A 24,443-nucleotide genomic window follows, 5' to 3' on the forward strand; every position below is an offset into this window, starting at 1 on the left:
GTCATGGGTTCAGGGTAGCGGGTGCTTGGGGCGGGGTCAAGGTGTCTGCCCCGCACAAGTTGCACAGCGTGCGCCCTTTTTCCGTGCGGTACGTATGCCACCATAGATCATGAACCTGACCCAGCGCACACCCCGCCAAGCATTCCAGACCCGACAGGCACAGCCCCACAACGCTGGCGCTCATGCACCGGGAGGCGGCCCAAATGGGTGAGGCACACGCCGAGCTGTACCTGCTGGCGGCGGGCGTGTTGCTGCTGGCGAGCTTGTTGCTCAGCCGGATCGGGGGAAGGCTGGGGATTCCGGGCCTGCTGCTGTTTTTGGGCGTGGGCATGTTGGCCGGATCAGACGGCTTGGGCATCCAGTTTCACGATTACCGCTTGGCCCAGATTTTTGGCGTGGTGGCACTGGCCTTTATTCTGTTTCAAGGGGGGCTGGACACCAACTGGGCGCTGACCAAACCGGTGGTGCGGCGCGGGCTGAGCCTCGCTACCATCGGCGTGTTGGTCACAGCGGGCCTGATGGCGGTATTTTCCCATTACGTGTTCGGGTTGCCCTGGCTGGTGGCGTGGCTGCTGGGCGCGATAGTCAGTTCTACCGATGCCAGCGCCGTGTTCAGCGTTCTCAAGGAACGGGCGCTGGGCCTCAAGGGCGACGTGGCCCCGCTGCTGGAATTCGAGTCGGGCGGCAACGATCCGATGGCAGTCTTTCTGACCATCGGCCTGCTGCAACTGATCGCCCAACCCGATGCGGGCGTGCTGAGCATCGTGCCGCTGTTCCTCAAGCAGATGATTATCGGCGGCGTGCTGGGCTACGGGTTGGGCCGGGCCGCACTGTGGATCATCAACCGGGTGCAGCTTCAGTTCGAGGGGCTGTATTCGGTGCTGACGATTGCGCTGGCCCTCACCATTTTCAGTGCCACAGCTCTGGCGGGCGGCAGCGGCTTTCTGGCTATTTATATTGCAGGCGTCGTGCTGGGCAACGCCGAATTCATTCACAAGCGCAGCCTGATCAACTTTCACGATGGGCTGGCGTGGCTGATGCAGGTGGGCATGTTCCTGACGCTGGGCCTACTGGTCAATCCGCGTGAGTTGTGGCCTACGGCGGGGCTGGCGCTGGCCTGCTCCCTGTTTCTGGTGTTCGTGGCGCGGCCCGTCAGTGTGTACCTCAGCCTGTCGCGGGCCAAGATGCCGCTGAACGAAAAGAGCATGGTGGCGTGGGTGGGCCTGCGCGGGGCCGTGCCCATCGTGCTGGCGACTTTTCCGCTGCTGGCGGGCGTGCCGCAATCCCAAATCCTGTTCAACGTGGTGTTTTTTATCGTGCTGACCAGCGTGCTGTTGCAGGCCACCACCCTGACGCTGGTGGCCCGTGCGCTGGGTGTGCGCGAGGCCCTGCCCACCCGCACCGATTACCCGATTACCTACACGCCCACCGGACACAACAAGAACGAGATGGTGGAAGTGGACGTGTTGCGGGGCAGCGCCGCCGACGGCACAAGGATTGTCGACCTGCACCTGCCGCCCAACGCCCTCGTGATCCTGATTCACCGCGCCGGAGAATTCCTGATTCCCAAGGGAGCCACCGAACTGGAGGCCGGAGACAGCGTGCTGGTGCTGGCAGACGGCGAGGATCTACGCGAGGTGCAGCGGCGGCTGGGGCACAAGCCCATCGATTTCATTCCCCTTTCGACTTAATGAAGACGAATCTATTCAATTCACATCCAACCCTGTAAGAGGGGCGGCAGGGGGGGTTCTCTAAACTCCGGGGTATGCGGCCTATAGCCTCCCCCCTCTCCCAATACATCAAATGGGGTTTAGGCACGGCTCTAGTGATTTACTTCATGCATCTGAGCCGGGTCATGGGACTGTGGACGCTGCCTGAAACGGCGTCTCCCCTGAATGGCTTTTTGTATGTTCCCGTGCTGTTGGGCACCGCAGCGAGCATGTGGGGGGTGGCCCCGCGCACCGCACAACCCGGTGTGTGGCGGCTGCTGGCGCTGGGCACGCTGCTGTGGGGCGTCGGGCAGATTATTTTTGCCTCGCTGCAGCTGTTCACGGGGATGTTCTCGCTGGCCGATCCGTTTTTTCTGGCACTCCCCGTCTGTTTTTTGCTGGCTTTCCTGAAGCTGGAGCGCCAGCAGCCCTCCTTGGTGGGGCAGGCGGCGTGGCTGGATGTGGCCGCGCTGGTGGTCAGTGTGGGCGCGTACCTGTGGTATTTCCTGCTGGCCGCGCAACTGCTGAATTCCAGCAATTCCCTGCTGTCCAACATCGTCACGGCGGCCTATCCGCTCTCTGACCTGCTGCTGCTGACCCTGCTGCTGGCGCGGGCATGGCGCGGCGCGGCCCACCGGGGAAAGGGAACCACACGCCGAATCGACTGGAGACACCCCGACTGGAGTTGGACGCTGGCACTGGGTATGGCCTGCTTTATCGCCGCCGATCTGGGCTACAGCTTCCTGACCCTCCAGAATGCCTACACCGGGCAGCAGTGGCCCGACACCCTCTGGCCGCTGGCGACGCTGCTGTTTGCGGGCGCAGCGGTGCAGGCGAGCATGATGCAGGCCAAGGTGGTGCAGGCCAGCCTGTCTTCCAGAATTGCCCCACCGCCCACGCCGACTCTCCCGCCTCGCATGGGCCTGCGTACCCTGATTGCCCCTTACGCCGCGCTAGGCGGTAGTTTTGCGCTGCTGCTGACCTTGCAGGAGTTGCGTTCGGCTCAGGCTCAGGGCGTGTTGGTAGCGACGTTCGTGGTGGCGCTGTTGGTGGCGGCCCGCCAGACGCTGGCGCTGCGGGAACTGCAAAGCCAGCAGGCCAAACTGGAAGAAAGCCGCACGCTGCTGCACCATCAGGCGCATCATGATCCCCTGACCGGGCTGGGCAACCGCGCCCAGTTCGACGCGCTGCTGCCGCACCTGCTGGCCAAGGGCGACCCGGTTGGCGTGCTGTTCATAGACCTCGATGATTTCAAGTTCGTGAACGACGCCCTCGGCCACCGCATGGGCGACGAGTTGCTGAGGGAAGTCGCGGGGCGGTTGCAACGGGCGGCGGGGGCAAACACCGAGCACAGCCGGACGCACTGCATCCGCTTCGGCGGCGATGAGTTTCTGGTGCTGATCACGCCTGCCAGCACCGAACTGTTGCAGGACTTGGGCGCACGGCTGCTGGACGCCCTACGCGATCCGGTACTTCTGGCGGGCCAGACGCTGCATGTCACGGCCTGCTTGGGCGGCGTGCTGTCGGGGCCGGATGCACAGAGCGCCGAAGCCCTGCTGCGCCGCGCCGATCTGGCGATGTACGCGGCCAAACGCAGCGGCAAGAACGCGGTGCGCCTGTACTCGCCCGTGCGCGATGACCACGGTGCGGCGCGGCGGGTGCTGCTGGAAACGCGGCTGCGGGGCGCACTCGAACGCGGGGAATTCCGGCTGTTCTATCAGCCTCAGCAGGAGCGGGGCGGGCAGATCCGGCGCTTCGAAGCCCTGCTGCGCTGGGACGACGCCGAACTGGGCAGCGTGTCGCCGTCCGAATTTATTCCGGTGGCCGAAGACGCGGGCCTGATGATCGACATCGGGCAATGGGTCGTAGAAGAAGCGTGCCGCCAACTGGCCGAATGGCGGCAGACCCAACCCGAACGCCGAGTGGCGATCAATATCGACCCACCGCACCTGATGCGCCCGGACTTCTTGCCCCGCCTACAGGCCACCCTGACCCGCTACGCCCTGCCCGGTACGGCGCTGGAACTGGAAGTCACCGAGCGCCTGCTGATTGCCGACGACGATCAGGCCAGAGAAACCCTGCGGGCGCTGCTGGACTTGGGCGTCGACGTGGCTATAGACGACTTTGGCGTAGGGCAGTCCTCGCTGGCGGCCTTGCTGCGCCTGCCGATCACCACCCTCAAAATTGACCGGGCCTTCGTGTCGGAACTGGGGCCATCTGAACGGGGGCAGGAGGCGAACTATGGGCTGCACGGCCAGCAGGCGGCCTACAAGGTGGTGCAGGCAGTGGTGGCGCTGGGCGCGGCGCTGGGCCTGCGCGTGGTGGCCGAGGGCGTAGAAACCCCGGCACAGGCGCGGGCCGTGTGGGTGCTGGGCTGCGACGCCATTCAGGGCTATCTGGTGGGCCGCGCCGTGCCGCCCGAGCAGATTCCGGTGCCGCTGGGAGTGCCGCAGCCCAGTCTGACAGAGCCGCTGCCCCTCCTTTCGGACAACGGTTGGGGCAAATCGGGGTAGGGTGGGGGCGGTTTTGGGCGGTGCGTTTAGGGGGCTTGGTCTAAGGGTCTAGGGTCTGAGGGTCTAAGGCAGGGCGGAAGGGCAATCGCGTTGCTCACTCACCCCCTCTGCTGCGCAGCTCTGCGAGTCCCAGCCTCCCCCTCAAGGGTGAGGAGCTAAAACCACCATACCGCTACCCCAACCCGTCCCCGCCCAACTGCGTGTGAGGCCGTCGTGCGTGCAGCGCGCGGGCCAATTCCATGTTCAAGACGACTGGCGACTCCGCTTCAAAAGAACGAACAAGCCGAGTGTGAATACGACAAGATCAATCCTCCCGAGCGGAGCGACAAACTCCCCTGCACCCTTTGGGGGCGGGGGCTGGGGGGTGGGGGAAAACGTCACAGCAAACCAAAAACCTAAACGCCCCACTATTCCCGCCCAAAGACCAACGCCTCCACGTCCAAGCTGCGGAGACAACTCCCCAACGTCCCGGCGCTGCGGTGTTACCGTACTCCTATGACGACTGCCGAACCGACTGCCCCCGCCGTGAGTAGCGCGGCTCCGAGCGCCACCGCCCACCAGACCGTCGATCACGATTCGGCCATTTTTGACCTGATCGCGCAGGAAGGCGAGCGCCAGCGCATAGGCATCGAGCTGATCGCCTCCGAGAACTTTGCCAGCGCCGCAGTGCGGGCTGCGCAGGGCAGCGTGCTGACCAACAAATACGCGGAAGGCTACCCCGGCAAACGCTGGTACGGCGGCTGCGAAGTGGTAGATCAGGTAGAGCGGTTGGCCATCGAGCGCGTGAAGGAACTGTTTGGCGCGGCGTGGGCCAACGTGCAGCCGCATTCGGGCAGCAGCGCCAACCTCGCCATCTACAACGCGCTCATCGAACCCGGCGATACCGTGCTGGGCATGGATTTGTCGCACGGCGGACACCTGACGCACGGCAACCCGGTGAATTTTAGTGGCCTGCGGTACAAGATCGTGGGCTACAAGGTGAACCCCGAAACCGAACTGATCGACATGGAAGAAGTGCGCCGCCTCGCACACGAGCACCAGCCCAAAATGATCATTGCCGGAGCCAGTGCCTACAGCCGCGTTATTGATTTCGCGGCCTTCCGCGTCATTGCCGATGAAGTGGGCGCGATCCTGTTTGCCGACGTGGCGCACATTGCCGGACTGATCGCGGCGGGCGTGCATCCCAACGCGCTGCCCCACGCGCATGTAGTCGCCAGCACCACACACAAAACCCTGCGTGGGCCACGCGGCGGCGTGATTCTCAGCAACGACCCCGAACTGGGCGCGAAGATTGACCGGGCCGTGTTTCCCGGCTATCAGGGCGGGCCGCTGGAGCATGTGATCGCCGCCAAAGCCGTCGCCTTCCGCGAAGCCTTGCAGCCTGAATTTAAGACCTACGCCGCGCAGATCGTGAAGAACGCGCAGGCGCTCGCCACAGCCTTTCAGAGCCTCGGCTACCGCGTGGTGTCGGGCGGCACCGACAACCATCTGCTGGTGCTTGACATTCGCCCCAACGGCCTGAACGGCACCAAGGCCACCAAGTTGCTGGACGCCAACCACATCACCATCAGCAAATCCACGCTGCCCTACGACTCCGAGAAGATTCTGCACGGCGGCGGCATTCGCCTCGGCACGCCCGCCGTGACCACGCGCGGCATGAACGAGGCCGACATGCACACCATCGCCGGACTGATTGACCGCGCCCTGAAGGGTGAAGACGTGAAGGCCGAAGTCCACGCCTTTGCTGGCGGCTTCCCGCTGCCCTGAGAAAGAAGAGCTAGAGCAGAGGCGGGCAGCAATCGTGCGCCCGCCTCTGCTTTTTGGCTGATGACCACGGCTAGACATGAGAGACACCAAGGCAACGCTCATACCCGCCCCATGACCCACAACTTCAGGTCACCATCCCTTTCTGACCATATGGAGTATTGATCTGAGGTTGTCCATTAATTTGCAAAGTAGTCAGAGCAAAAAGTTTTCACATGAAGCCTCGTACAGTTGAGCTGTGTGAGAATTTCGTCATAAAGCTCAGGCTAAATTTGCACTATGACTGGCGCTCTCTCGCTCTCCGACGACTCCCCCGGCGACCCACCCACTCCGCTGCTGATTCCGGCTGAACCCCTGCCTCTGCAACCGCTGAGTTTGGGCGACCTGACCCTGCACCTCACGCAGTTGGGCCTGACTGCCCCCGATTTGGGCAGCGCCATGAGTCCGGTGCTGAATGTGCTGGTGGAGCGCACTTCGGCGGTGGGGGCCGGATATTTTCAGTTGCGCGACGCCACGCTGACCTACCACGCCCGCGCCGCGAGTGGCGTGATGCCGCAAGGGGCGGCGATGGACGCGCTGCTGGCGCACGGATTGCCTCACCACCTGCCACTGGTGCAGGCGCTGGAAACGGCCACTGGGCCACTGTTTTTTAACGATACCCGCCTGCAACCACAGTCTGCGGGCTTTCCAGATTTGGGCGTGTTCGCCCTGACCGCCGCGCCCATTCGCAACCGCGCGGGCGTGTTGGTGGGGGCGCTGCTGTCGCATGTGTTCGAGGCCCACCTGTGGACACCCTACGAACGCCAGACCTTAGGCACGATTATGGGATTGGTGGCGCTGCTGGCCGCCCGCCTAGACGCCGAAGAACGCGAGCAGGCCGCCCACGAAAGCGCCTTGCGTGCGCTGGGGCTGATGTTGGAAGCGCGGGACGCCGAAACGCAGGGCCATACAGACCGCGTGACCGCACTGGCGGGGCGCTTGGGCCAACGCCTCGGCCTGAGTGGGCCGGAACTGCGTGACCTGCGCTGGGGAGCCTACCTGCACGACATCGGCAAAATGGCGATTCCAGACGTGATTTTGCACCATCCCGGTGCACTGGACGCCGAAGCCCGCGCCCAAATGCAGCTGCATGTTCAGCAAGGCGCGGAACTGGCCGGGCAACTCAGCTTTTTGCCCCGCAGCGCCCACGACGTCATCATGGCCCACCACGAATGTTGGGACGGTAGCGGCTATCCACATGGACTGAGCGGCACGGATATTCCCTTGCCCGCCCGGATTTTTGCCGCCTGTGACGTGTATGACGCCCTGACCAGCGCCCGCCCCTACAAACGCGCATGGAGCCACGCCGAAGCAGTAGCCCACTTGGTCACGGCACGCGGCAGCCACTTCGACGCAGTGGTGATAGACGCGCTGCTGGCTGTACTGGACGAAGATCAGGCGGGATTGGGGGCGGTGGGAGATTGAGTTGGTGGGGGCTTGGTCTAGGGTGTCGGGGCGGGGCGGGGACGGTTGCTGAATTGCCCCCTCTGCTGCACAGCTCTAGGAGTCCCGCAGGGGGCGAGGGCTAAGGGCAAGGGCAAGAATCTGGGGCTGTTGCTCCCTCTCCCCTTGCGGGGGAGGGCCGGGGAGGGGGGTGAGTGAGCGCCAGCGATTGCCCTGCCTTAGACCCTTCGACCCTCGACCCTTAGACGCCCTCCCGACCTCACCAATTCCCCGCCCTACCCCCCAATCTCCCCCCGCTCCCAGCGCCATACTTTGCCCCGATGCTTTCCGCTGCCCCCACCTCTGCTGCCGAAACCTTGGCCGACCTCGCCTCCGCGCTGGGAGCCGACGCGGTGGGCTGGGCGGCGGCACGGGTTCCAGCGTCGGCGGTGGCTGAGTATGCCGGGTGGCTGGGTGCAGGCAAGCACGCCGGGATGGGCTACCTAGAGCGGCAACTGCCCGCCCGCGCCGACCCCGCCAGCCGCTTAGAGGGTGTGGGCAGCGTGCTGGTGCTGGGTGTCTCTCATGCCTTTGCCCCCCCGCCTGTGCCGAGTGACGGCGTGCGGTTGGGGCGCGTGGCCCGCTACGCTTGGACGCCCGATTACCACGACCAGTTGCAGCCCTTGCTGACCCGGCTAGAGCAGGAAGCGGCGCGGCTGGGCGTGCGGGCGCGGGGGTACGTGGATCACGGCCCTATCATGGAGCGGCTCTTTGCGGCGGGCGCTTTTTTGGGCTGGCGCGGCAAATCGGGCATGACGGTCAGCACGCGGCTCGGAGCGTTCGTGACGCTGGCGGTACTCCTCACCGACTTGCCTTGGGAAACCGAAGCAGCGGCCCACCCTGACCGCTGTGGCCGCTGCACCCGCTGCATTTCGGCCTGCCCAACGGCGGCCATTGGCGATGACCGCACCATAGATGCGCGGCGTTGCGTGTCATATCTGACCATAGAACACCGGGGGGCGCTGCCGCACGAGTGGCGTGCCGGAGTCGGAGACTGGCTGCTGGGCTGCGACGTGTGCAGCGAAGTGTGCCCTTGGAGCGCCAAAGCTGGCCCGCTGGCCCGGCTGTTGGAACCTCAGGCGCGGCTGGCCTTCCCCGACCTGACTCGGTTTTTTGGAGTCAGTGAGCGGCAATTTGAACGGGAATGGGCCGGAACTGCTCTGCTTCGCCCTCGCCGCAAAGGCATGGCCCGCAACGCCCTGACGGTGCTGGGCAACCTGCCCGCCGACCATGAGGGCCGCGAACAAGCCCGCCCACTGCTGCTGGCCGGAACCCAAGACCCCGTATGGGAAGTGCGCGAAGCGGCAGCGTGGGCACTGGGACGCTGGGGCGAAGCTGACCTCCTCTCTCCCCTGCTGGCCGACCCCCATGAAGCGGTTCGGGATACAGCGGCACAGGCTTTGGCAGGAGTGCTCTAGCGGGCAGGAAGGTTGCGCTGGTAGGTGAACCCCCCCGTTGCTGGCGCAACGCCCCCCCTTGAGGGGAGGACAACAGCTTTTGCGCTCCCCTCTAAGGGGGGCTGGCTGCGCAGCAGACTGGGGGTTCGCCCGTAATCGCCAATTCTGCTGAAATCAATCACCTCGGCATTCAGTCAAAGTTGAGCGACACTTGAGCCAGACTTTATGGCTCCTCCATTCTGGGGGATGCCCCACGCTTTGACCCGCGCGGGCGTGTTGGGGTAAGGCATGACCCAAGCCGATTCCACCCAAAACCAGACTCCCAGCAACCTGACCGAGCAGTTTATGCAGGCGCTCCAGACGATTGAACAAACGGGCGACGTAGAACCGTTGGTGGCCCTCTTCGCCGAAGGCTCCAGCCTGAGGAACCTGACGACCCACACGTGGACAGGGCAAGACGGCGCACGCGAATTCTGGACGGCCTACCTGTCCAACTTTGAGACTATTCGCAGCGAATTTACGCACCACCTAGAGGCAGCCGGCACTGGCCTGATGGAATGGGAAGCCACCGGACAACTGAAGGGCGGCTCCGATCTGGCCTACCGGGGCGTCAGCATCATCGAGATCGACGGCGATAAGGTCAGCGCCTTCCGCACCTACTACGATTCGGCGGCGTTCGTGAATACAGGCGTGGCCGAGGTTCGCTCCGAATAACCTGCTCCTCTCACCCCCATTTCATACCCCTATCTAAAGTCCGCATAAAGTGGACAACCGCCCCGGAGGGGGTCAGCCGCGCCCTACCATAAGGGCGTGCGCTCCCGCCTTCTGCTCTCCTTGCTGTGCCTGACCAGTGTCGCTGCCCCGGCCCCCGCCCTTCCCCTCTCTCCATCGGTGCGCACTCCGTTGCTGACGCCCAGAGTCACGGCGCGTTTTCCGCATGACCGGGCGGCCTTTACACAGGGACTCCAGTATCTGGGCGGCGGCGTCTTGCTGGAAAGCACTGGGCAGGTAGGAGAATCGGGTGTGCGCCGGGTCGACCTGAAAACAGGCCGCGTACAAGCCAGCGTAGCGACGCCGCTGGCACAGGCATTTGGCGAAGGCTCTACCGTGCTGGGCAGCGTGGCCTACCACATCACTTGGCAAAGTGGCGTGGCGTTCGCTTTCGACGCCACTACCTTGCGCGAGACGGGCCGCTACCGCTACACGGGCGAAGGCTGGGGCCTGACCAACGACGGCAAGCACCTGATCATGAGCAGCGGCAGCGCGGCGTTGGTCTGGCGCGATCCCAAAACCTTCGCCATCAAGCGCAGCGTCACCGTGACCGATCAGGGTCAGCCTGTACGCAACCTGAACGAGCTTGAATACGTGCAGGGCAGCGTGTACGCCAACGTGTGGCTCACAGACCGGATTGCCAAGATCGACCCGGCCACTGGGAAGGTCATGGCATGGATTGACGTATCGAACCTGACACGTGAGGCCAGCACCACCGCCGCACGCACAGGCAAACCTCTGACCTTCGACGACGTGCCCAACGGCATCGCCTTCATTCCAGAACGCGGCACGCTGCTGCTGACAGGCAAACGCTGGCCCACGCTGTTTGAAGTGAAATTGCCGGGCCTGAAGGTGGAAGCGGGCGTGACTGGGCGGGGAGCAGTAGGGCGCTAGCCACTGCTTGAGGCGTGCGCCTCGGCCTGCCCCATTCTCAACTTGTTTTCCACGACTGCCCAAATTTGCCCTGCCAAGTCATCCGGTTCTTGTGTGCCGTCCAGTACGTGAAACCGCCCCGGTTCCTGCTGAGCCAGTGCCAGAAAGCCTGCCCGTACCCGTTGGTGAAAAGCCAAGTCGGCGCGTTCCAAACGGTCAGGTTCGCCGCGTGTGGCCGCGCGGGCCAGCCCAATCGCGGGATCGAGATCGAGCAGAAAGGTCAAATCGGGTTTCAGGCCTCCGGTGGCTGCTTGCGTGATCTGGGCCAGCAAGCCCGCATCCAGCCCCCGCCCCGCCCCCTGATAGGCCAGACTGGAATCGGCGTAGCGGTCACAGACCACCACTTCCCCGCGTGCCAGTGCGGGCCGGATGATTTGGCCCACCAGTTGGGCACGGCTGGCCGAATACAGTAAGAATTCGGGCAGCGGATCGACTTGCAAGTCAGGCTCTAGCAGCACCACTTGCCGAATCCGCGTGCCCAGCGGTGTGCCGCCCGGTTCGCGGGTCAGAATGTGGGCCACGCCAGCGCCTTCCAACTGCTCCACCAGCCGCGCAATCTGGGTGGTTTTGCCCGCCCCTTCCGGCCCCTCGAAGGTGATGAACAGGCCGCGAGATTCAGGACTCACAGGCCAGTCGGCAGGTGCAGGAATTGCCACGGCAAGCCGAATTCATCCTCTAGGCGGGCGGCCAGCGCACGCACGCCGAAGACTTCGGTTTCGTAATGTCCGGCATAGACCACGTTCACGCCGTACTCAAAAGAATCATGAAAGTACTTGTGTTCGGGTTCTCCAGTCAGCAGGGTATCGAGGCCCATCGCGGCGGCCTCGGCCACTGCGCCCGCGCCGCTGCCACTGACGATGCCGAGGCGGTGGACGTGCGGAATGCCGCCGCCGTGTACCAGACAGATTTCCCCGGTCAACTTCTGCACCCGGTCTGCAAAGTCCTGAAGGCTCTGCACAAAGGGCAATTCTCCCGCCAAACCGATCTTGTGGCCCTGCCAGTCGCCAAAAGGCTCCGTGTTTTGCAGGGTCAGGGCGCGGGCCATCATGGCGTTGTTGCCCACTTCGGGGTGGGCGTCCAGCGGAATGTGGGCGGCGTAGAGGTTCAGATCGGCCATGAGTGCCGTGCGGACGCGCAGGCGGTGTGGCCCGGTAATGGGGAGCGCCTCGCCCCAGAACAGCCCGTGATGCACGAGCAGGATGTCTGCGCCACTGTCGGCGGCTTCCTGCAAAGAGCGGGCGCTGGTGTCCACGCTGGCGGCCACGCGCCGGATCATGTCGGTGCCCTCGATTTGCAGGCCGTTCATGCTGGGGTCAGGGAGTGCGCCCACGTTCAGGTACTCGTTCAGCCAGCGCACCAGCACGTCGCGCGGCACTTCGCCCCGCACGGGCTGGGCAGATGTGGAGGCAGGAGAAAGATCGGTCATGCCCGCATTCTAGGCCGGGGTGGGCGGGACAAAGGGTGGGGGATGTGGGGTTGGGGTGAAGTTAAAGTTGGTGTGTAACCCCCCCCGTTGCTGTGCAACGCCCCCCCTTAAGGGGAGGACAAGGGCTTTTACGCTCCCCTTTAAGGGGGGCTGGCTGCGAAGCAGACTGGGGGGTTTACACGCCAACTCAGAACCCAACCCATAGCCCTTCCCGCCGCGTGCCTTAAACTACCCCCATGTTGCTGTACGGGCGGAATCCGGTGCTGGAAGCCATCGCAGATGGGCGCGTTCATGAGGTGTTGGTGGCGCGGGGCGTAGAAGAATCGTTTATCAGGGAACTCAAGGAATTAGACGTGGTGGTGCGCTTTACCTCGCGTATAGAGATGGATCAGATGGTGGGCACGACGCAGCATCAGGGCGTGGTGGCCGAAGTGGAAGACCTGAAATGGGCCAGCGTAGACGACATTTTTGACCGGGCCGAATCGCGGGGCGAACCCCTGTTGATCGTGTTGCTGGACGGCATTACCGATCCACGCAACTTTGGGGCCATCATCCGTTCGGCGGAGGTCTTGGGCGCACACGGCGTGGTGGTAGAGGAGCGACGAAGTGCGCCCCTGTCGCCTGTTGTGGCGAAAACAGCGGCGGGCGCGGTGGCTTATTTGCCTGTAGCGCAGACCAAAAACCTGCCGCGTTTCATAGATTCCCTGAAAGAAGACAACGTGTGGGTGTACGGCGCAGCGGGCGAGGCCGCGCAGGACATTGGCCGCACCGATTTTTCGGGCAAATTGGCGCTTGTCATCGGGGCCGAGGGCGAAGGCCTGCGCCGTCTGGTGCGCGAAAAGTGTGACGTGCTGGTCAAGATTCCCACCACTGGGCGCGTACAAAGCCTGAATGCATCGGTAGCGGCGGGCATTTTGCTGTATGAGGCGACGCGCAACCGGGGCGGCAAGGGGTGAGCGCTCCCGCCAAGTGGCAAGTCCAAACTATCTCTAGCCCTGCCCTGACCCTCGAAATCTTGCCCGACGTGGGGGCCAGCATCCTGAACTTGCGTGCCGCGTCGGGCCGCCCGGTGATGCGCCGCGTACCACTGGAAGCTGTGCAGACCAGCAGCCAATGCGCCTGCTTTGCGCTGCTGCCCTACAGCAACCGGATTCGGGACGCCCGCTTTGAATTTGGGGGCCAAACCGTACAGTTGAAGCCCAATACCAAAGACGGCCTGTCTCAGCACGGCGACGTGAGAAACCGCCCGTGGACGGTCACGCGGGCGAGCGATTCCCACCTGATCTGCGACTTCGACAGCCGGGACGTGGCTGATCTGAACTGGCCTTGGGCCTTCACCGGGCGCATGGAATACCGCTTGCACGGGCCGCATTTGGATATCAGCGTGACCCTGACCAACGTGGATTCGCGGCCTATGCCTGCCGCTGAAATGCCCGCTGGCATGGGCCTGCATCCCTATTTTGCCCGCACCCAAGATGGCTTAGAGCCGCTGCTGACCTTTGATGCGGCGCTGACCTATGACACCGACGAACGCCATTTGCCCACGGGCGGCGCGAGGCCCGTACAGCCTGCCGAGGATTTCCGCACACCCACCGCCGTTGGCACGCAGACGCTAGACCGTGTGTATACCGGGTGGGACGGCATCGCCCGCCTAGATTGGCCGTCAGAAAATAGCCCCCGCCGCGCCCTGATCCTCACCGCCGACAACGTGTTTTCGCATCTGGTGGTGTTCACGGCCCCAGACGGAAGCCTTGCCCTCGAACCCGTGTCGCACGCCACCGACGCCTTCAACTTGGCCGTGCGGTGCATTGGCGGCACCGACATGAAAACGCTCCAGCCGGGGCAAAGTCTGGCGGGAGCGCTGCGGGTGACGGTAGAAGGCGAGTGGTGATTGGAAGGGTGAAAAGCACTTACCCTCTGGCAATCAGAATTCCCTGACGATCCCGCACTTCTAGGCCTGCTTGAAGCCGTTGCAACGCGATCAGCAAATCATCGGTTTCGCGCAGGACTTCCGGGCCGTGATCGGTGGGCAGCACGATTCGGTATTGGGCCGGGGCGGTTGGGGGCGTCCAGCGTTCCCCACTGTCTTCTTTGACAAAGGCACGTGACATCTGTTTAGTGTGCGCTAGACGGATGAAACGGGCATTTGCAGAACGTAACGAAAGCTTGAGCGTCGGCCCCAGTCCTTTTCCCACTGACGACTGACCACTCATACTCACGGTTTTTTACTGATCCAAATCCGGCACACTGCGCCGCGCTGCCAGCTTAATTTGCGCTTCTCTGCGTTGCTCGCCCCGCTGATACCCCAGCGTAATAGTGTCGCCAATTTCGGCGCGGCGAATCTGATTGATGACCTCGCCAGCGTCACGGGTACGCACACCGTTGACGGTCAGAATCACGTCTCCGAGGCCTGCCAAGTTGTTGTTCTCATCGAGGGTGGCTCCCTGCAAGCCTGCGCGGGCGGCGGGACTGCCCTTGGCGACGCGGGCCACCACTGCGCCGGGCGGATTGGTGAGTCCACTGTGACGGTCATCGAACACGAGGCCCACCACAGGCGTATCGCGCTTAACTCCGGTTCTGAGGGCCGTAATCAAGTCGTTGCCCTCGGTCACGGGCACGGCGTAACTGGTGCGCGTTTGCCCGCTGGTGTCTACGCGGATATAGCTGATGACGCCGATGGCCTGCCCGTTGCCGTCTATGATCGGGCCGCCGCTGTCGCCGGGAGCAAGGGGCGCGGTCATTTCCAGCGTGCCCTGCGGGAAATCGGCGCGGCCTGCATCGGCATTCAGGCGCAGCAAGCGGCCCCGGCGCGGTTGCAAAAAGTCTCCGCCACTGTTACCAATCGCCAGCACCGTTTCGCCCACACGTGGCGGGCGGGTGGCGAGATTGTAGGCCGGGAATGGCCCGCGCCCCTGCACCTGCAACAGCGCTACATCGGCATCGGCATCGAAGGCCGTGACCCGCGCCGGATAAGAACGCCCCGACAAGGTGCTGATTTGGAACAGTTGCCCCTCTGCAACCACGTGGTACGCGGTGAGAACCTGCCCCGTGTCGCTGATAAAAAAGCCGGTGCCGAGGCCCGCCGTGTTGCGGGCGCTGTTCACGCTTTCCACGCGCACGGTGGCGGGGCGCAGCTTCTCGAACAGGGCGCGGGTGGTTTCGGGCAACTGGTTGGGCAGCGCACTGGTTTGGGCGGGCGGCACAGACAGCACCGGCGCGCTGGTCTGCTCTGGCAACAAATAGGCACCGAGCGCAAGGATCAGGAGGACAGGTAACCACGGCGAGAATCGCACAGGCTGATTCTAGGGCGGCACAGTAAAAAATAAAGTGGGAGAAGGCACCGGGCAATTCAGCCCTTCATTACCTTGCTTGACAAGATAGCTGAAGGCAACTACCTTAGTAAGCAAGTATCCAAGAGGAGAACGTTGATGAACCCGCTGAAATCCGGCACGCTTGATCTGGCCCTGCTGGCCGCCCTGAGCGAGCAACCGCGCTACGGGCTGGACATCCTGAAGTACGTGAACGAGCGCAGCGGCGGCCTGTTCGATCTGCGTGAGGGCAGCCTGTATCCGGCGCTGCACCGCTTGGTGAAGGCGGGCTGGGTGGAAAGCGATTGGCAACCCAGCGACAAGGGCGGCGCACCCCGCAAGGTGTACCGCCTGACCGATGAAGGTACAGGGGCGCTGAGCAGCAAGCGGGCCGAGTGGCAAACGCTACGCGGCGCACTGGACGCCCTGTTATACGAACTTGCTCTGATTCCCGAACATCCGCAACGACACCGGATGTTCGTCCATCTCCGCCAGCTCGTACTTTTTGCCACTCGCTCCGCTCAGCTAATTCTTGCGAATCATCGCAATTTGATATTCCTGCGTAGGCTCAGGCAACCCGTATGACCCGCCGCCTCCGCCGTGCGCCGCGCCTGCTGAGCATCAACGCCTACATTCACCGCGCCACGTTGGGCCTGCCCAAAGCCGAGCGCCTAGACGCCGCCGCCGAGTTGCGGGCACACTTGCTGGAGCGCACCGCCGAACACGAGACGCAGGGCTTTAGCCGCGAGGAAGCCGAGTTTTTGGCCGTAAAGGGCATGGGCGACCCGCAGCCTGTGAACCGCAGTTTGCTGGGGCACGCGCTGACGCACAAAGCAGGCTGGCTGGCGCTGGTGGTTTTGTTGACAGGCGGCGGTGGCTGGTGGGGGTATAGGGAGTGGATGCCGCCGAGGGTGGGTGTCTTCCGTGATGAATTCACTGCCGATGACGCAAAATTACTTTTCACTTATTCCACTGCCCCCAGAGGGCACTACGACGCCTATAACATCACGTACCCGAAAGGCACGCAGAGCATTGTCGCCGCCTTCATCAGTGAGGATATGCGCCGAGTTCAGGTACTCGATATCTCTCAGATCAGCGCCAAGCAGAAGATCAACGCTCCCGGCAGTTACCGCTATCAGCAGCGTTGGCTGATCAATGGAAGTGTTTACCAGCCTGAATCTTTACCTTGGTATCCGCAGTGCAAGAACTTGGGGATTTATTTCCTTACCCCAGAGATTCCATCTGCGCTCATCAGGAATCAGGTGGAAGGGGGACAGATGGGGGGTTTCATTCCCTACGGAGCCTGTTACGAAGCCGATAAGAAACTGGCCGCACAGCTACCCCTGACACAGCAGGCCGACTGGATGGAACAGCCGATGGCCCTGAACCGCTGGAGCTTGGTCTTCTCTGGTGGTGCTGGTTTCGACAACATAGATCGCTCTCTGTACATCATGGTCATGCCACTTGAATATTCCTTGAAACCCAAGGCCCCATTTTTTGAGGTCAACGCCGGACGTTTACGCATTAACAGCGATACCCGCGACCTCCCGCCACTGCCTGCTCTTCCCCAAACGCTACCCTGACCTCATGCTCTACTGGCTTCTGAAATCTGAACCCGACGTGTTCGGCTACCCCGATCTGGTACGGGTGGGCAAGGAGCCATGGAACGGCGTGCGGAATTATCTGGCCCGCAACTATTTGCGCCAAATGGTGGCGGGCGACCTGTGCCTGATCTACCATTCCAACGCCAAACCAAACGGCGTGGCAGGCGTAGCGCGGGTGGTGCGGGCGGCCTACACCGACAACCTGCAATTCGACCCAGAAAGCGCCTATTTCGACCCTAAAGGCCTGCCCGACAATCCACGCTGGAGCATGGTAGACGTGTCGCCCGTTCTGGCCTTTCCCACCCTGCTGACGCTGGACGCCCTCCGGGGGCTGCTAGAATGGGCCGACTCGCCCCTGACCCAAAAGGGCACGCGCCTCAGCGTGATTCCGGTGACGGCAGAGCAGTTTAGGGCGGCATTGGAAGCGGTGGGATTAGAGCTGGAGCAACTGAGCGCGGCCTCCACATGAACGCCGAAGAGTCCCATTTACCCACGCCAACCCGCAGCACTTGTCACGGTCTTGTCAGAGGCGAGGGCGCACACTGCACGCATGGAACTGCTGCTGGCCGCCTTGGTTATCACCACTTCACTGCTGATCGCGGCGCAACAAGAGCGGCCCAAGCAGGTGCCCGTGCGCGTGCGTGTTGCCAATCGTCCCAGACGCTGAAATCCCCCCGTTAGACCTTCCACGGCGGGCCAAGCCTCCGCCCGCATCCTAATTGCCCCGCCTGCCCTCTCCTCCTCCGGGGCAGGCGGGTTTTTGTGCTCGAAACTGAGGTTTTGACGCAGTAGGGTGTCTCCGCTTGCACTGAGATGTCCCTGCAACAAATCACAGTTGGAGCCAGCCCGGAAGCAATGCAGAACCCCACGCGGCCCTTCATATAGTCTTGTCTATGACCTCTGTTCCTCTCGGCAAAGTGATTTTGCTCAACGGCCCCTCAAGCGCAGGCAAATCTACACTCTGTGCCGCCCTGCAAGATCAGCTTGACGAGCCGTTCCTGCAATTCTCACTGGATTTCCTGATGTTCCGTGACGGCGTCTTACCCCAGCGCCGCGAAGCAAGTGGCCCCTTTTCATGGGCCGAAATGCGGCCAAAACTGTTTGAGGGCTACTACAACTGCTTACCTGCCCTCTTGAGTGCGGGCAACAATCTGGTCTTGGATTACATCATCGAATCGTCAGACCAGTGGCGAACCCTCCTCCAACGGCTTGGCGGTGTTGATGTGTTCCTCGTGGGCGTCCATTGTCCTTTGCCCGAATTGGAGCGCAGAGAACAGCAGCGGGGTGACCGCAGAATCGGTGACGCACGCCGGGACTTCGCAACCGTGCACACGTTCAGTTCCTATGACCTAGAGGTGGATTCGCTCGTTTCTCCACAGCAAAACGCTAAACGTATCGTTGAGGCTTGGTCTAGCCGGACAGCCCGGAGTGTATTTGGGAGAGCGGCACAAAGAACAGTAGACCGGGCAGGAGCAGCCCAAGACGGAACGGCGCTGCCTTCGGACGGGTGAGCAACTTGGTGGCTCGGCGTGCGGGCGCTACAGTAACGCCGAGATGACAGACGCCCGTACCCTTTACCCCCTCGGTGACCAATTGGGCAGCGTCACCCTGATTCAGCACGCGGGCGATGACAAAATGATCGCCAACGCCGCACGTGTGAGTTTCGGTGGCGACAGTGACGCCCCCCTCAATGCCCGAGACGAAAAGCTGATTCGCTACCTGCTTCGGCATCAGCACGGTTCGCCTTTTGAACACAACATGATTACTTTTAAAGTGATTTGCCCGATTTTTGTTGATCGGCAGTGGGTTAGACACAGAGCAGGAGTCTCAAAAAACGAAACGTCGGGCCGCTACGTGGAGCAGCAGGAGCGCAATTTTCAGCCCCCCAGCTTCCGGCGGCAAGCTCCCAGCAACCGCCAAGCCAGCGTAGAGGACGACGGCACACTTGATCAGGCAGAGGCGGCGCGGGTGTGGGAGGAAGCGTGGAAGGCAGCTTACGGCGCGTACCAGACGTTGCTGGGCCTCAGCGTCACACGGGAGCAGGCGCGTGGAGTGCTGCCGCAAAGCCTGTATACAGAGTCGTATTACACCTTCAACGTCAGAAGCCTGCTGCACTTTATCGGCCTGCGCGACCACGACGGCGCACAGTACGAGATGCGGCTGTATGCTCGCGCCCTCGCAGAACTGGCTGAACCGCTGTTTCCTGTCACCTTCCGCGAATGGCGGGCGTTGGTGGCCGAACAAGCCCACTGAGCGGCCTGCCTCTGATGCGGCAATAAATGAACCGCGTCTAAATAGGTCTGCGGTCAATAGCTCCCCACCTATACTGCAAAGCGTGTCTGTACTCTGGTTGAATCAGCGGCCCACCCTGTTGTCGCGTGCGGCTTCCTCCATTTTGCGTGCGGCGGGGTGGGAATCTATGATCGCGCCTCCGCCGGGGCCGAAATTTGTGGCCGCTGCTGCTCCCCATACCAGCAACCTCGATTTCTGGCCTGCCCTGCTGTGGCGCTGGGGCACCCGCATCCCGGTGCATTGGGTGGGCAAAAAAGAACTGTTTCAGTTTCCGCTGGGGTTGTTTATGCGGGCGGTGGGGGGCCTGCCGGTCAACCGTCAGCGGGCGGGCGGCAACTTTGTAGACGCGGTGGTGGCCCTGATTCACAGCCAGAAGGAAATCGTGTTGGTGGTGGCCCCCGAAGGAACCCGCAAGCGCGGCCAGTACTGGAAAACCGGCTTTTATTACATGGCGCTGGAAGCGGGCCTGCCCATCGGCGTGATCGCGCTGGACTGGCAACACAAGCGCATCGGCGTCATCGGTTATGTGACGCCTACAGGCGACCTAGACGCCGATTTTGCCCTGATCCGCGAGATGCTGAAAGACGTGCGGGGCCGCGTGCCCGCCAACGAGACGCCCATCATTCCCCGGCCCAAAGAGGCGGGCGGGCCGAGCAAGACCTAGAGCATTTGTCCCAATGGAAGCGTCAGAAAAAGACTCCTGACGTTTCCCTTCTGCCAAATCCTCGCTGAAATCCACTCACTTCGTTCGGTCAAAACAACTCTTTTGATACATGCTCTTATACTCCGAATTCCGATTGAAAGCGCCACCCTTTAGCGCCTCAATCCGAGCGGAGCGAGTGTGGAAAACTACGGGCCACGCGGTGTGAAGCTCCAAGCAGAGCAGTTCCGATTGCGGCGGAATTAAGCGGAGTCCGTATCACACGGCAAAAACAGGGCCAGCCCATGCTCAGGCTGGCCCCGTTGGCGGACTGGGCTTAGCCCATTTTGACGAACATCGGCGGCTTTATGCCGATCATGCGGGCCATCATCCACACCTGACCTTTGTGGTGCGCTTCATGCGTAACCAGCATGTCGACGAGGGCGGCAATCGGCATTTCGCGGCCCCCGAATGCGGTCACGCGGCGGCTGAGGTCTTCGTTGCTGAGGGCGGCAATGGCGCTCATGGCGGCCTCGGTGGTGTGCTGAAGGCGGGCGCGGGCGGCAGGCAAATCGGCGCTAGGAGCAGGCAATGCGCCGGGAGTCTGGCCCTGCAACATCGCCAACATCCGCTCGCTGCTGCCCGACAGGTGATCGGCCAACGCCACGAAGGTCATGCCGCCTTCCCACGCCGCAAAGTGGGCCTGATCGTCGGGCAATTCGGCATACAAGTCCATCAGGGCGGCGCGGTGGCCGTGTAGGGCGCGGGCCAACAGGGCCGAGCGGGACGGGGCGGTGGGCGCAGGAGTAGGTGCAGTCATGGACACACAATAGAGCCGCGCCGCCCACGACAACAGGGGCGGCGCGGCAAGAGAAGAACCTTACAGCGGGCGGTTCTGAAGGGCGTCGCGGATTTCGGCCAGCAATTTCTCTTGGTTGGTGGGTTCTTCCACGGCAGGCTTTTCTTCACGCTTGGCGCGTTCCAGCATCCGGGTAAAGGGCGTGATGACAAAGAAGTACACCACCGCCGCAGTAATGACGAACGTAATCAAAGCCGTGAGGAACGTGCCGTATTTGAAGATGCTGCCGTTGATACTGAAGGTGAGAGCATCGAAGTTAGGCACCCCGCCGAAGATGCCGAGAATGGGCATGACCACACCCTGCGTAAAGGCCGTGACGACACCCGCAAAAGCCGCGCCGATAATCACACCGACGGCAAGATCAACCAAATTGCCGCGCATCAAAAACTTCTGGAATCCACTTAACATGAGAACAATCTTACACTTATTTTGGTGAAACTTGAAGGCTAGTCAGCAACTCGGCAGTCAGCTTAGATGTATGGACAATAAGTCAGAAGAAAAATTAGGCGCAAAGCACTGGGCAACAAGAAGAGTGAACTCCCTGCTGCCCAGTGCTTTGCCACCCAATGCTCTGCCGTCCAGTGCTGAGCTACAGGCTTTTACGCCTGACCGCGCATGCCCTGTTCGGCCACTTGGATCTGCACGGAATCTGCTTTGCCGCTGTCCTTGACGGCGTGGGCGCTCATCCCCCACTGGTGACCGCTGCTGGTGGCGGCATTCAGGATCACGCGGGCCAACTCGCCCAACGTGGCCCCGCCCGCCTGCACATCCATCTTAAACTCCTTGCGGAGTTCGGTCAGGCTGGTGTCGTCCAGCATCAGTTCGGTGCCGTAGCGCAGGGTGGTGGGCGGCACGAGCAGCAAGTCGGCTTCTCCGGGCTTGACGGCATGCCGGAAACAGCGTCCGGTCAGCAGGCCCGCCACCGTCGTCACTTTGCCGAAGGTTTTGTTTTCTACGGCCCGCACTTCCAGCGTCAAGCCCTCAATGGCCCGCAGGGGTTCTACGGCCAAATCCAGCGATTCTGCAAACAGTGCGCCAGTCGCCAAAATCACGCGCTTGGGCTGGGGCAGGGCGGCGGGCAACTCGGCGTCCATCCCGCCCGTCAGGAAGTCGCGGATCATGCCCACACCGTTTTCCAGCATAGGGAAGCCTTCGTATTCTTCCTCACTGGGCAGCGGTTCTCCGGCCAACAGGTACAACTCGTCAGACGGAAAGATGAAGCGTGTGCCGCGCTCGTTCAAGAACTTCTTGCGCCAGATGTTCAGGCGTTTCAGGCTGTCCTGCGCGTCCTCGCGGGTAAACGTCCGCACGTCGGGCAGGTTGGTGCGGTGCGAGGTCAGGCCGATGGGTACTACCGCCGCGCTGAGGACGTTGGGGCGGCTCGACAGGTATTCCACCGTATCGTCCAAGTGTTCGCGGTCATTGCGCCCCGGCACCAGCACGATCTGGGTATAGAGGTCAATGCTTTCCAGCCGCTCGATCATGCCGCGAATCTGTACGGCCTGCGGGTCTTTCACCTTCAGTTTCCACCAGCGCATCAGGTCTTGGCGGAGTTCCTGATTGGCCGTATGCACCGACACATACAGCGGCGACAGGTTTTCATCCAAAATCCGGTTGATGTCGCCTTCGGTGAGGTTGGTCAGCGTCACGAAGGAGCCGTAGAGGAACGACAGGCGGTAATCGTCGTCCATGATGTAGAGGCTCTTGCGGAAGCCTCTGGGCATCTGATGCACGTAGCAAAAATCGCACTTGTTGGCGCACTTCTTGATGCCGTCGAACAGCACTTCCTCGAAGTCTAGGCCGGGGTCTTCCCACTCCACATCGAAGGAGAACGTTTCGCCCAGCCCCGGCTCCTGCGGCATAAACAGGCGGTGATGATCCTGCGCCGTGCCGGGAACGCCGGTCATGACCTGAGGCGCGGCGATAGGGCGGGCCATTTCCAGCGTGGCCTTGCCCAATGACAAGGCGTGGCGGTAAGCCAGCACATCGGTCACGGCGGCCCCGTTGACGCGCAGCAAAAAGTCGCCGGGGCGCACGCCTGCACGCTCGGCAGGACTGCCCGCCTCGACGGTTTTGACGGGTGCGGGGTAGAGTTCTTCCGGTGTTAGTGGTGCTGGGTTGTGCGGGTCATTCAAATTGGCGACGGTCATCTGTTCTCCCTTCGGACTAGATCAATCCCTTCCGGCAGTGCCGTACAGGGCCGCCGCGAAACAGGGCAGCTTAACAGAACGAGGGGTGGTTGGGTGTGATGTGTGTCCCGGTTGGGGCGACTCGGCACAGCAAGCTCGCTGTTGCGTGTGCAAGGTAGAGATTGTGGGTGAACCCCTCGCCTACCCCACCCTCATCAACCGCGCCAGCCCACTGGAGGCCAGATCGCGCAGGCTGAAATCCATCTGAGACGTGAGTTCCGTGTCTGCCGTATTGATTTCGATGACCAAGCCGCCGCCTACTTGGGTATGGCGGGCCAGCCCTGCCGCCGGGTACACGAGGCCGCTGGTGCCCAAAATCAGCGCTACATCTGCCTCATAGAACGCGGCTTGGGCGGCTTCCAAGTCGGCTGGGGCGAGATATTCGCCAAACCAGACGATGTGGGGACGCATGCGGTTTCCGGCGGGCGAGCGGGGCGGCGTGACCAGATCGGCAGGGGCGGGCAAGGCGAACACTTCACCCGTGACCTCATCGCGGGCACTGGCGAGGCTGCCGTGCAGTTCCACCATCTGCCCGCCGCCCATACCGCTGCCTGCGCGGGCGTGCAGGCCGTCTACATTCTGGGTGGCGAGGAAAAAACCTGCGCCCTTTTCACGCTCCAGTTGCGCCAACAGGGTATGCGCGCCGTTGGGCTGGGCACGGGTCACATCGGCGTAGCGGCCCGCGTACCACTGCCACACCAGATCAGGGTCGCGGTGATAGGCGTCAGGACTGGCGAGGTCTTCGGGCCGGAACCGCGCCCAGTGCCCGGTCTGGGCGTCCCGGAAGGTGGGAATCCCGCTCTCGGCGCTCACGCCTGCCCCGGTCAGGACGGCCACCCGCCGAGCAGAAGCGAGGGCGGCGCGGGCCTGATCCAGAGTGAGCATAGGGGGGATTATTTCACGGCTGTCGGCTCAGCCCTGCGGAAACTCTACGAACTGGGGCGGCACATGTTCGCTGAGCCACACGCCGTTGGCACTGATATAGAACGCGTGTCCGGCGGCGTGCATCCGGCCTGCCTGAATGGTCAGGACAACTGGCGAGCCGCGCCTAGCGCCAACTTTGGTGGCCGTCGCCACATCGGGCGAGAGATGGACGTGGTGACGGTTCATGGCCTTCAGTCCAGTGGCACGGATGGCGGGCAGCGCGGCAGGAAACGTGCCGTGATACAGCACGGTGGGCGGCAGCGTGGGCAACAGTTCGAGGTCTACGGGAACGCTGTGGCCCTGATTGGCCCGAATCTGCTCACCCTCCAGACTGAATCTCTGTTTGTCGCTGGCCGCAACTACCCGCGCCACCTGTTCACGGCTCACGCCCAGATGCGCCAGCACAGGCTCCAGCGGCACCCAGCCGCCCGGCGCGAGGGTCAGGCCCGCCTGATGCGGCGCGTGCCTCAGCAGATAGGACAGTTGGTGCGACAGTTGCTTGTCAGAGACGTGCTTGTCGGAGAGGGGTGTGTCGGTCATGGGTTCAGTGTGCAGAAGTTGGGCGCAGGATGCATCTGCCGCGTGGCGGGACAGGGGTAGGCCGGGTGGCGCAGTCAACCATCATCCAGCAA

Annotated in this window: 24 protein-coding genes; 15 read left to right on the forward strand and 9 right to left on the reverse strand. The window is 62.7% G+C overall.

Annotated elements, in window-relative coordinates; translation table 11 throughout:
- Positions 1-203: 203 nt before the first annotated feature.
- The 7 genes from SU48_RS10975 (at position 204) to SU48_RS11005 (ending at position 10,530) form a co-directional block, all read left to right on the forward strand.
- On the forward strand, positions 204-1,691 hold the full coding sequence (locus tag SU48_RS10975) for a potassium/proton antiporter (RefSeq protein ID WP_064016012.1): 1,488 nt from the start codon (positions 204-206) through the stop codon (positions 1,689-1,691).
- Between the two features lie 74 nt (positions 1,692-1,765).
- A complete protein-coding gene (locus SU48_RS10980; protein ID WP_082869752.1) occupies positions 1,766-4,222 on the forward strand; it encodes a putative bifunctional diguanylate cyclase/phosphodiesterase in 2,457 nt (818 codons plus the stop codon).
- Positions 4,223-4,717: 495 nt separating this feature from the next.
- Entirely contained in the window at positions 4,718-5,989 is a 1,272-nt protein-coding gene (gene glyA, locus SU48_RS10985; protein ID WP_231881611.1) for a serine hydroxymethyltransferase, read from the forward strand.
- A gap of 276 nt (positions 5,990-6,265) precedes the next feature.
- Complete coding sequence (locus tag SU48_RS10990; RefSeq protein ID WP_082869753.1) at positions 6,266-7,450, forward strand: HD-GYP domain-containing protein; 1,185 nt, start codon at positions 6,266-6,268, stop codon at positions 7,448-7,450.
- 299 nt (positions 7,451-7,749) lie between these two features.
- On the forward strand, positions 7,750-8,886 hold the full coding sequence (gene queG / locus SU48_RS10995; protein WP_064015291.1) for a tRNA epoxyqueuosine(34) reductase QueG: 1,137 nt from the start codon (positions 7,750-7,752) through the stop codon (positions 8,884-8,886).
- A gap of 267 nt (positions 8,887-9,153) precedes the next feature.
- A complete protein-coding gene (locus SU48_RS11000) occupies positions 9,154-9,579 on the forward strand; it encodes a nuclear transport factor 2 family protein (protein WP_064015292.1) in 426 nt (141 codons plus the stop codon).
- A 96-nt stretch (positions 9,580-9,675) separates the two neighbouring features.
- Positions 9,676-10,530: a glutaminyl-peptide cyclotransferase gene (locus SU48_RS11005; protein WP_082869754.1), complete on the forward strand. Its 855-nt coding sequence runs from the start codon at positions 9,676-9,678 to the stop codon at positions 10,528-10,530.
- Here the strand turns inward: SU48_RS11005 and tmk are convergent.
- Together tmk and SU48_RS11015 are read right to left on the reverse strand one after the other, a co-directional pair.
- Positions 10,527-11,225 (reverse strand): dTMP kinase, encoded by a 699-nt coding sequence (gene tmk, locus SU48_RS11010; protein ID WP_231881612.1) that lies wholly within the window; start codon positions 11,223-11,225, stop codon positions 10,527-10,529. The two genes, SU48_RS11005 and tmk, sit on opposite strands and share 4 nt — an antisense overlap.
- A complete protein-coding gene (locus tag SU48_RS11015; RefSeq protein ID WP_064015293.1) occupies positions 11,192-11,995 on the reverse strand; it encodes a Nif3-like dinuclear metal center hexameric protein in 804 nt (267 codons plus the stop codon). Before SU48_RS11015 ends, tmk begins: the two co-directional genes overlap by 34 nt.
- Positions 11,996-12,231: 236 nt before the next feature.
- Here SU48_RS11015 and rlmB point away from each other — a divergent pair, with 236 nt between their 5' ends.
- Both rlmB and SU48_RS11025 read left to right on the forward strand, forming a co-directional pair.
- Positions 12,232-12,951: a 23S rRNA (guanosine(2251)-2'-O)-methyltransferase RlmB gene (rlmB, locus tag SU48_RS11020; protein ID WP_064015294.1), complete on the forward strand. Its 720-nt coding sequence runs from the start codon at positions 12,232-12,234 to the stop codon at positions 12,949-12,951.
- Positions 12,948-13,886, forward strand: a complete 939-nt coding sequence (locus SU48_RS11025; RefSeq protein ID WP_064015295.1) for an aldose 1-epimerase — start codon at positions 12,948-12,950, stop codon at positions 13,884-13,886. The genes rlmB and SU48_RS11025 overlap by 4 nt, the downstream gene beginning before the upstream one ends.
- Positions 13,887-13,905: 19 nt before the next feature.
- On the opposite strand, the gene SU48_RS11030 is transcribed toward SU48_RS11025, so the two are convergent.
- Entirely contained in the window at positions 13,906-14,106 is a 201-nt protein-coding gene (locus SU48_RS11030; RefSeq protein WP_064015296.1) for a hypothetical protein, read from the reverse strand.
- A gap of 114 nt (positions 14,107-14,220) precedes the next feature.
- Entirely contained in the window at positions 14,221-15,288 is a 1,068-nt protein-coding gene (locus SU48_RS11035; RefSeq protein ID WP_064015297.1) for a S1C family serine protease, read from the reverse strand.
- A gap of 135 nt (positions 15,289-15,423) precedes the next feature.
- Here SU48_RS11035 and SU48_RS11040 point away from each other — a divergent pair, with 135 nt between their 5' ends.
- From SU48_RS11040 to SU48_RS11065, 6 genes are all read left to right on the forward strand, one after another.
- Positions 15,424-15,888: a PadR family transcriptional regulator gene (locus SU48_RS11040; protein ID WP_231881613.1), complete on the forward strand. Its 465-nt coding sequence runs from the start codon at positions 15,424-15,426 to the stop codon at positions 15,886-15,888.
- Positions 15,885-16,886, forward strand: coding sequence for a permease prefix domain 1-containing protein (locus tag SU48_RS14320; RefSeq protein ID WP_064015298.1), 1,002 nt, complete (start codon positions 15,885-15,887; stop codon positions 16,884-16,886). The genes SU48_RS11040 and SU48_RS14320 overlap by 4 nt, the downstream gene beginning before the upstream one ends.
- A 4-nt stretch (positions 16,887-16,890) precedes the next feature.
- A complete protein-coding gene (locus SU48_RS11050) occupies positions 16,891-17,376 on the forward strand; it encodes an EVE domain-containing protein (RefSeq protein WP_064015299.1) in 486 nt (161 codons plus the stop codon).
- Positions 17,377-17,800: 424 nt separating this feature from the next.
- Positions 17,801-18,418, forward strand: a complete 618-nt coding sequence (locus SU48_RS11055; RefSeq protein WP_064015300.1) for a chloramphenicol phosphotransferase CPT family protein — start codon at positions 17,801-17,803, stop codon at positions 18,416-18,418.
- 43 nt (positions 18,419-18,461) lie between these two features.
- Entirely contained in the window at positions 18,462-19,160 is a 699-nt protein-coding gene (gene thyX, locus SU48_RS11060) for an FAD-dependent thymidylate synthase (RefSeq protein ID WP_064015301.1), read from the forward strand.
- Positions 19,161-19,242: 82 nt separating this feature from the next.
- On the forward strand, positions 19,243-19,863 hold the full coding sequence (locus SU48_RS11065) for a 1-acyl-sn-glycerol-3-phosphate acyltransferase (RefSeq protein WP_231881614.1): 621 nt from the start codon (positions 19,243-19,245) through the stop codon (positions 19,861-19,863).
- Positions 19,864-20,176: 313 nt separating this feature from the next.
- On the opposite strand, the gene SU48_RS11070 is transcribed toward SU48_RS11065, so the two are convergent.
- From SU48_RS11070 to SU48_RS11090, 5 genes are all read right to left on the reverse strand, one after another.
- Complete coding sequence (locus SU48_RS11070) at positions 20,177-20,659, reverse strand: DinB family protein (protein WP_064015302.1); 483 nt, start codon at positions 20,657-20,659, stop codon at positions 20,177-20,179.
- Positions 20,660-20,719: 60 nt separating this feature from the next.
- On the reverse strand, positions 20,720-21,106 hold the full coding sequence (gene mscL, locus SU48_RS11075; protein WP_064015303.1) for a large conductance mechanosensitive channel protein MscL: 387 nt from the start codon (positions 21,104-21,106) through the stop codon (positions 20,720-20,722).
- Between the two features lie 191 nt (positions 21,107-21,297).
- Entirely contained in the window at positions 21,298-22,848 is a 1,551-nt protein-coding gene (locus SU48_RS11080) for a DUF512 domain-containing protein (protein WP_064015304.1), read from the reverse strand.
- A gap of 180 nt (positions 22,849-23,028) precedes the next feature.
- A complete protein-coding gene (locus SU48_RS11085; protein WP_064015305.1) occupies positions 23,029-23,772 on the reverse strand; it encodes a Sir2 family NAD-dependent protein deacetylase in 744 nt (247 codons plus the stop codon).
- A 27-nt stretch (positions 23,773-23,799) separates the two neighbouring features.
- On the reverse strand, positions 23,800-24,351 hold the full coding sequence (locus SU48_RS11090) for an RNA 2'-phosphotransferase (RefSeq protein WP_064015306.1): 552 nt from the start codon (positions 24,349-24,351) through the stop codon (positions 23,800-23,802).
- Between the last annotated feature and the right edge of the window lie 92 nt (positions 24,352-24,443).

This window comes from Deinococcus puniceus, assembly GCF_001644565.1.
Lineage (GTDB): Bacteria > Deinococcota > Deinococci > Deinococcales > Deinococcaceae > Deinococcus > Deinococcus puniceus.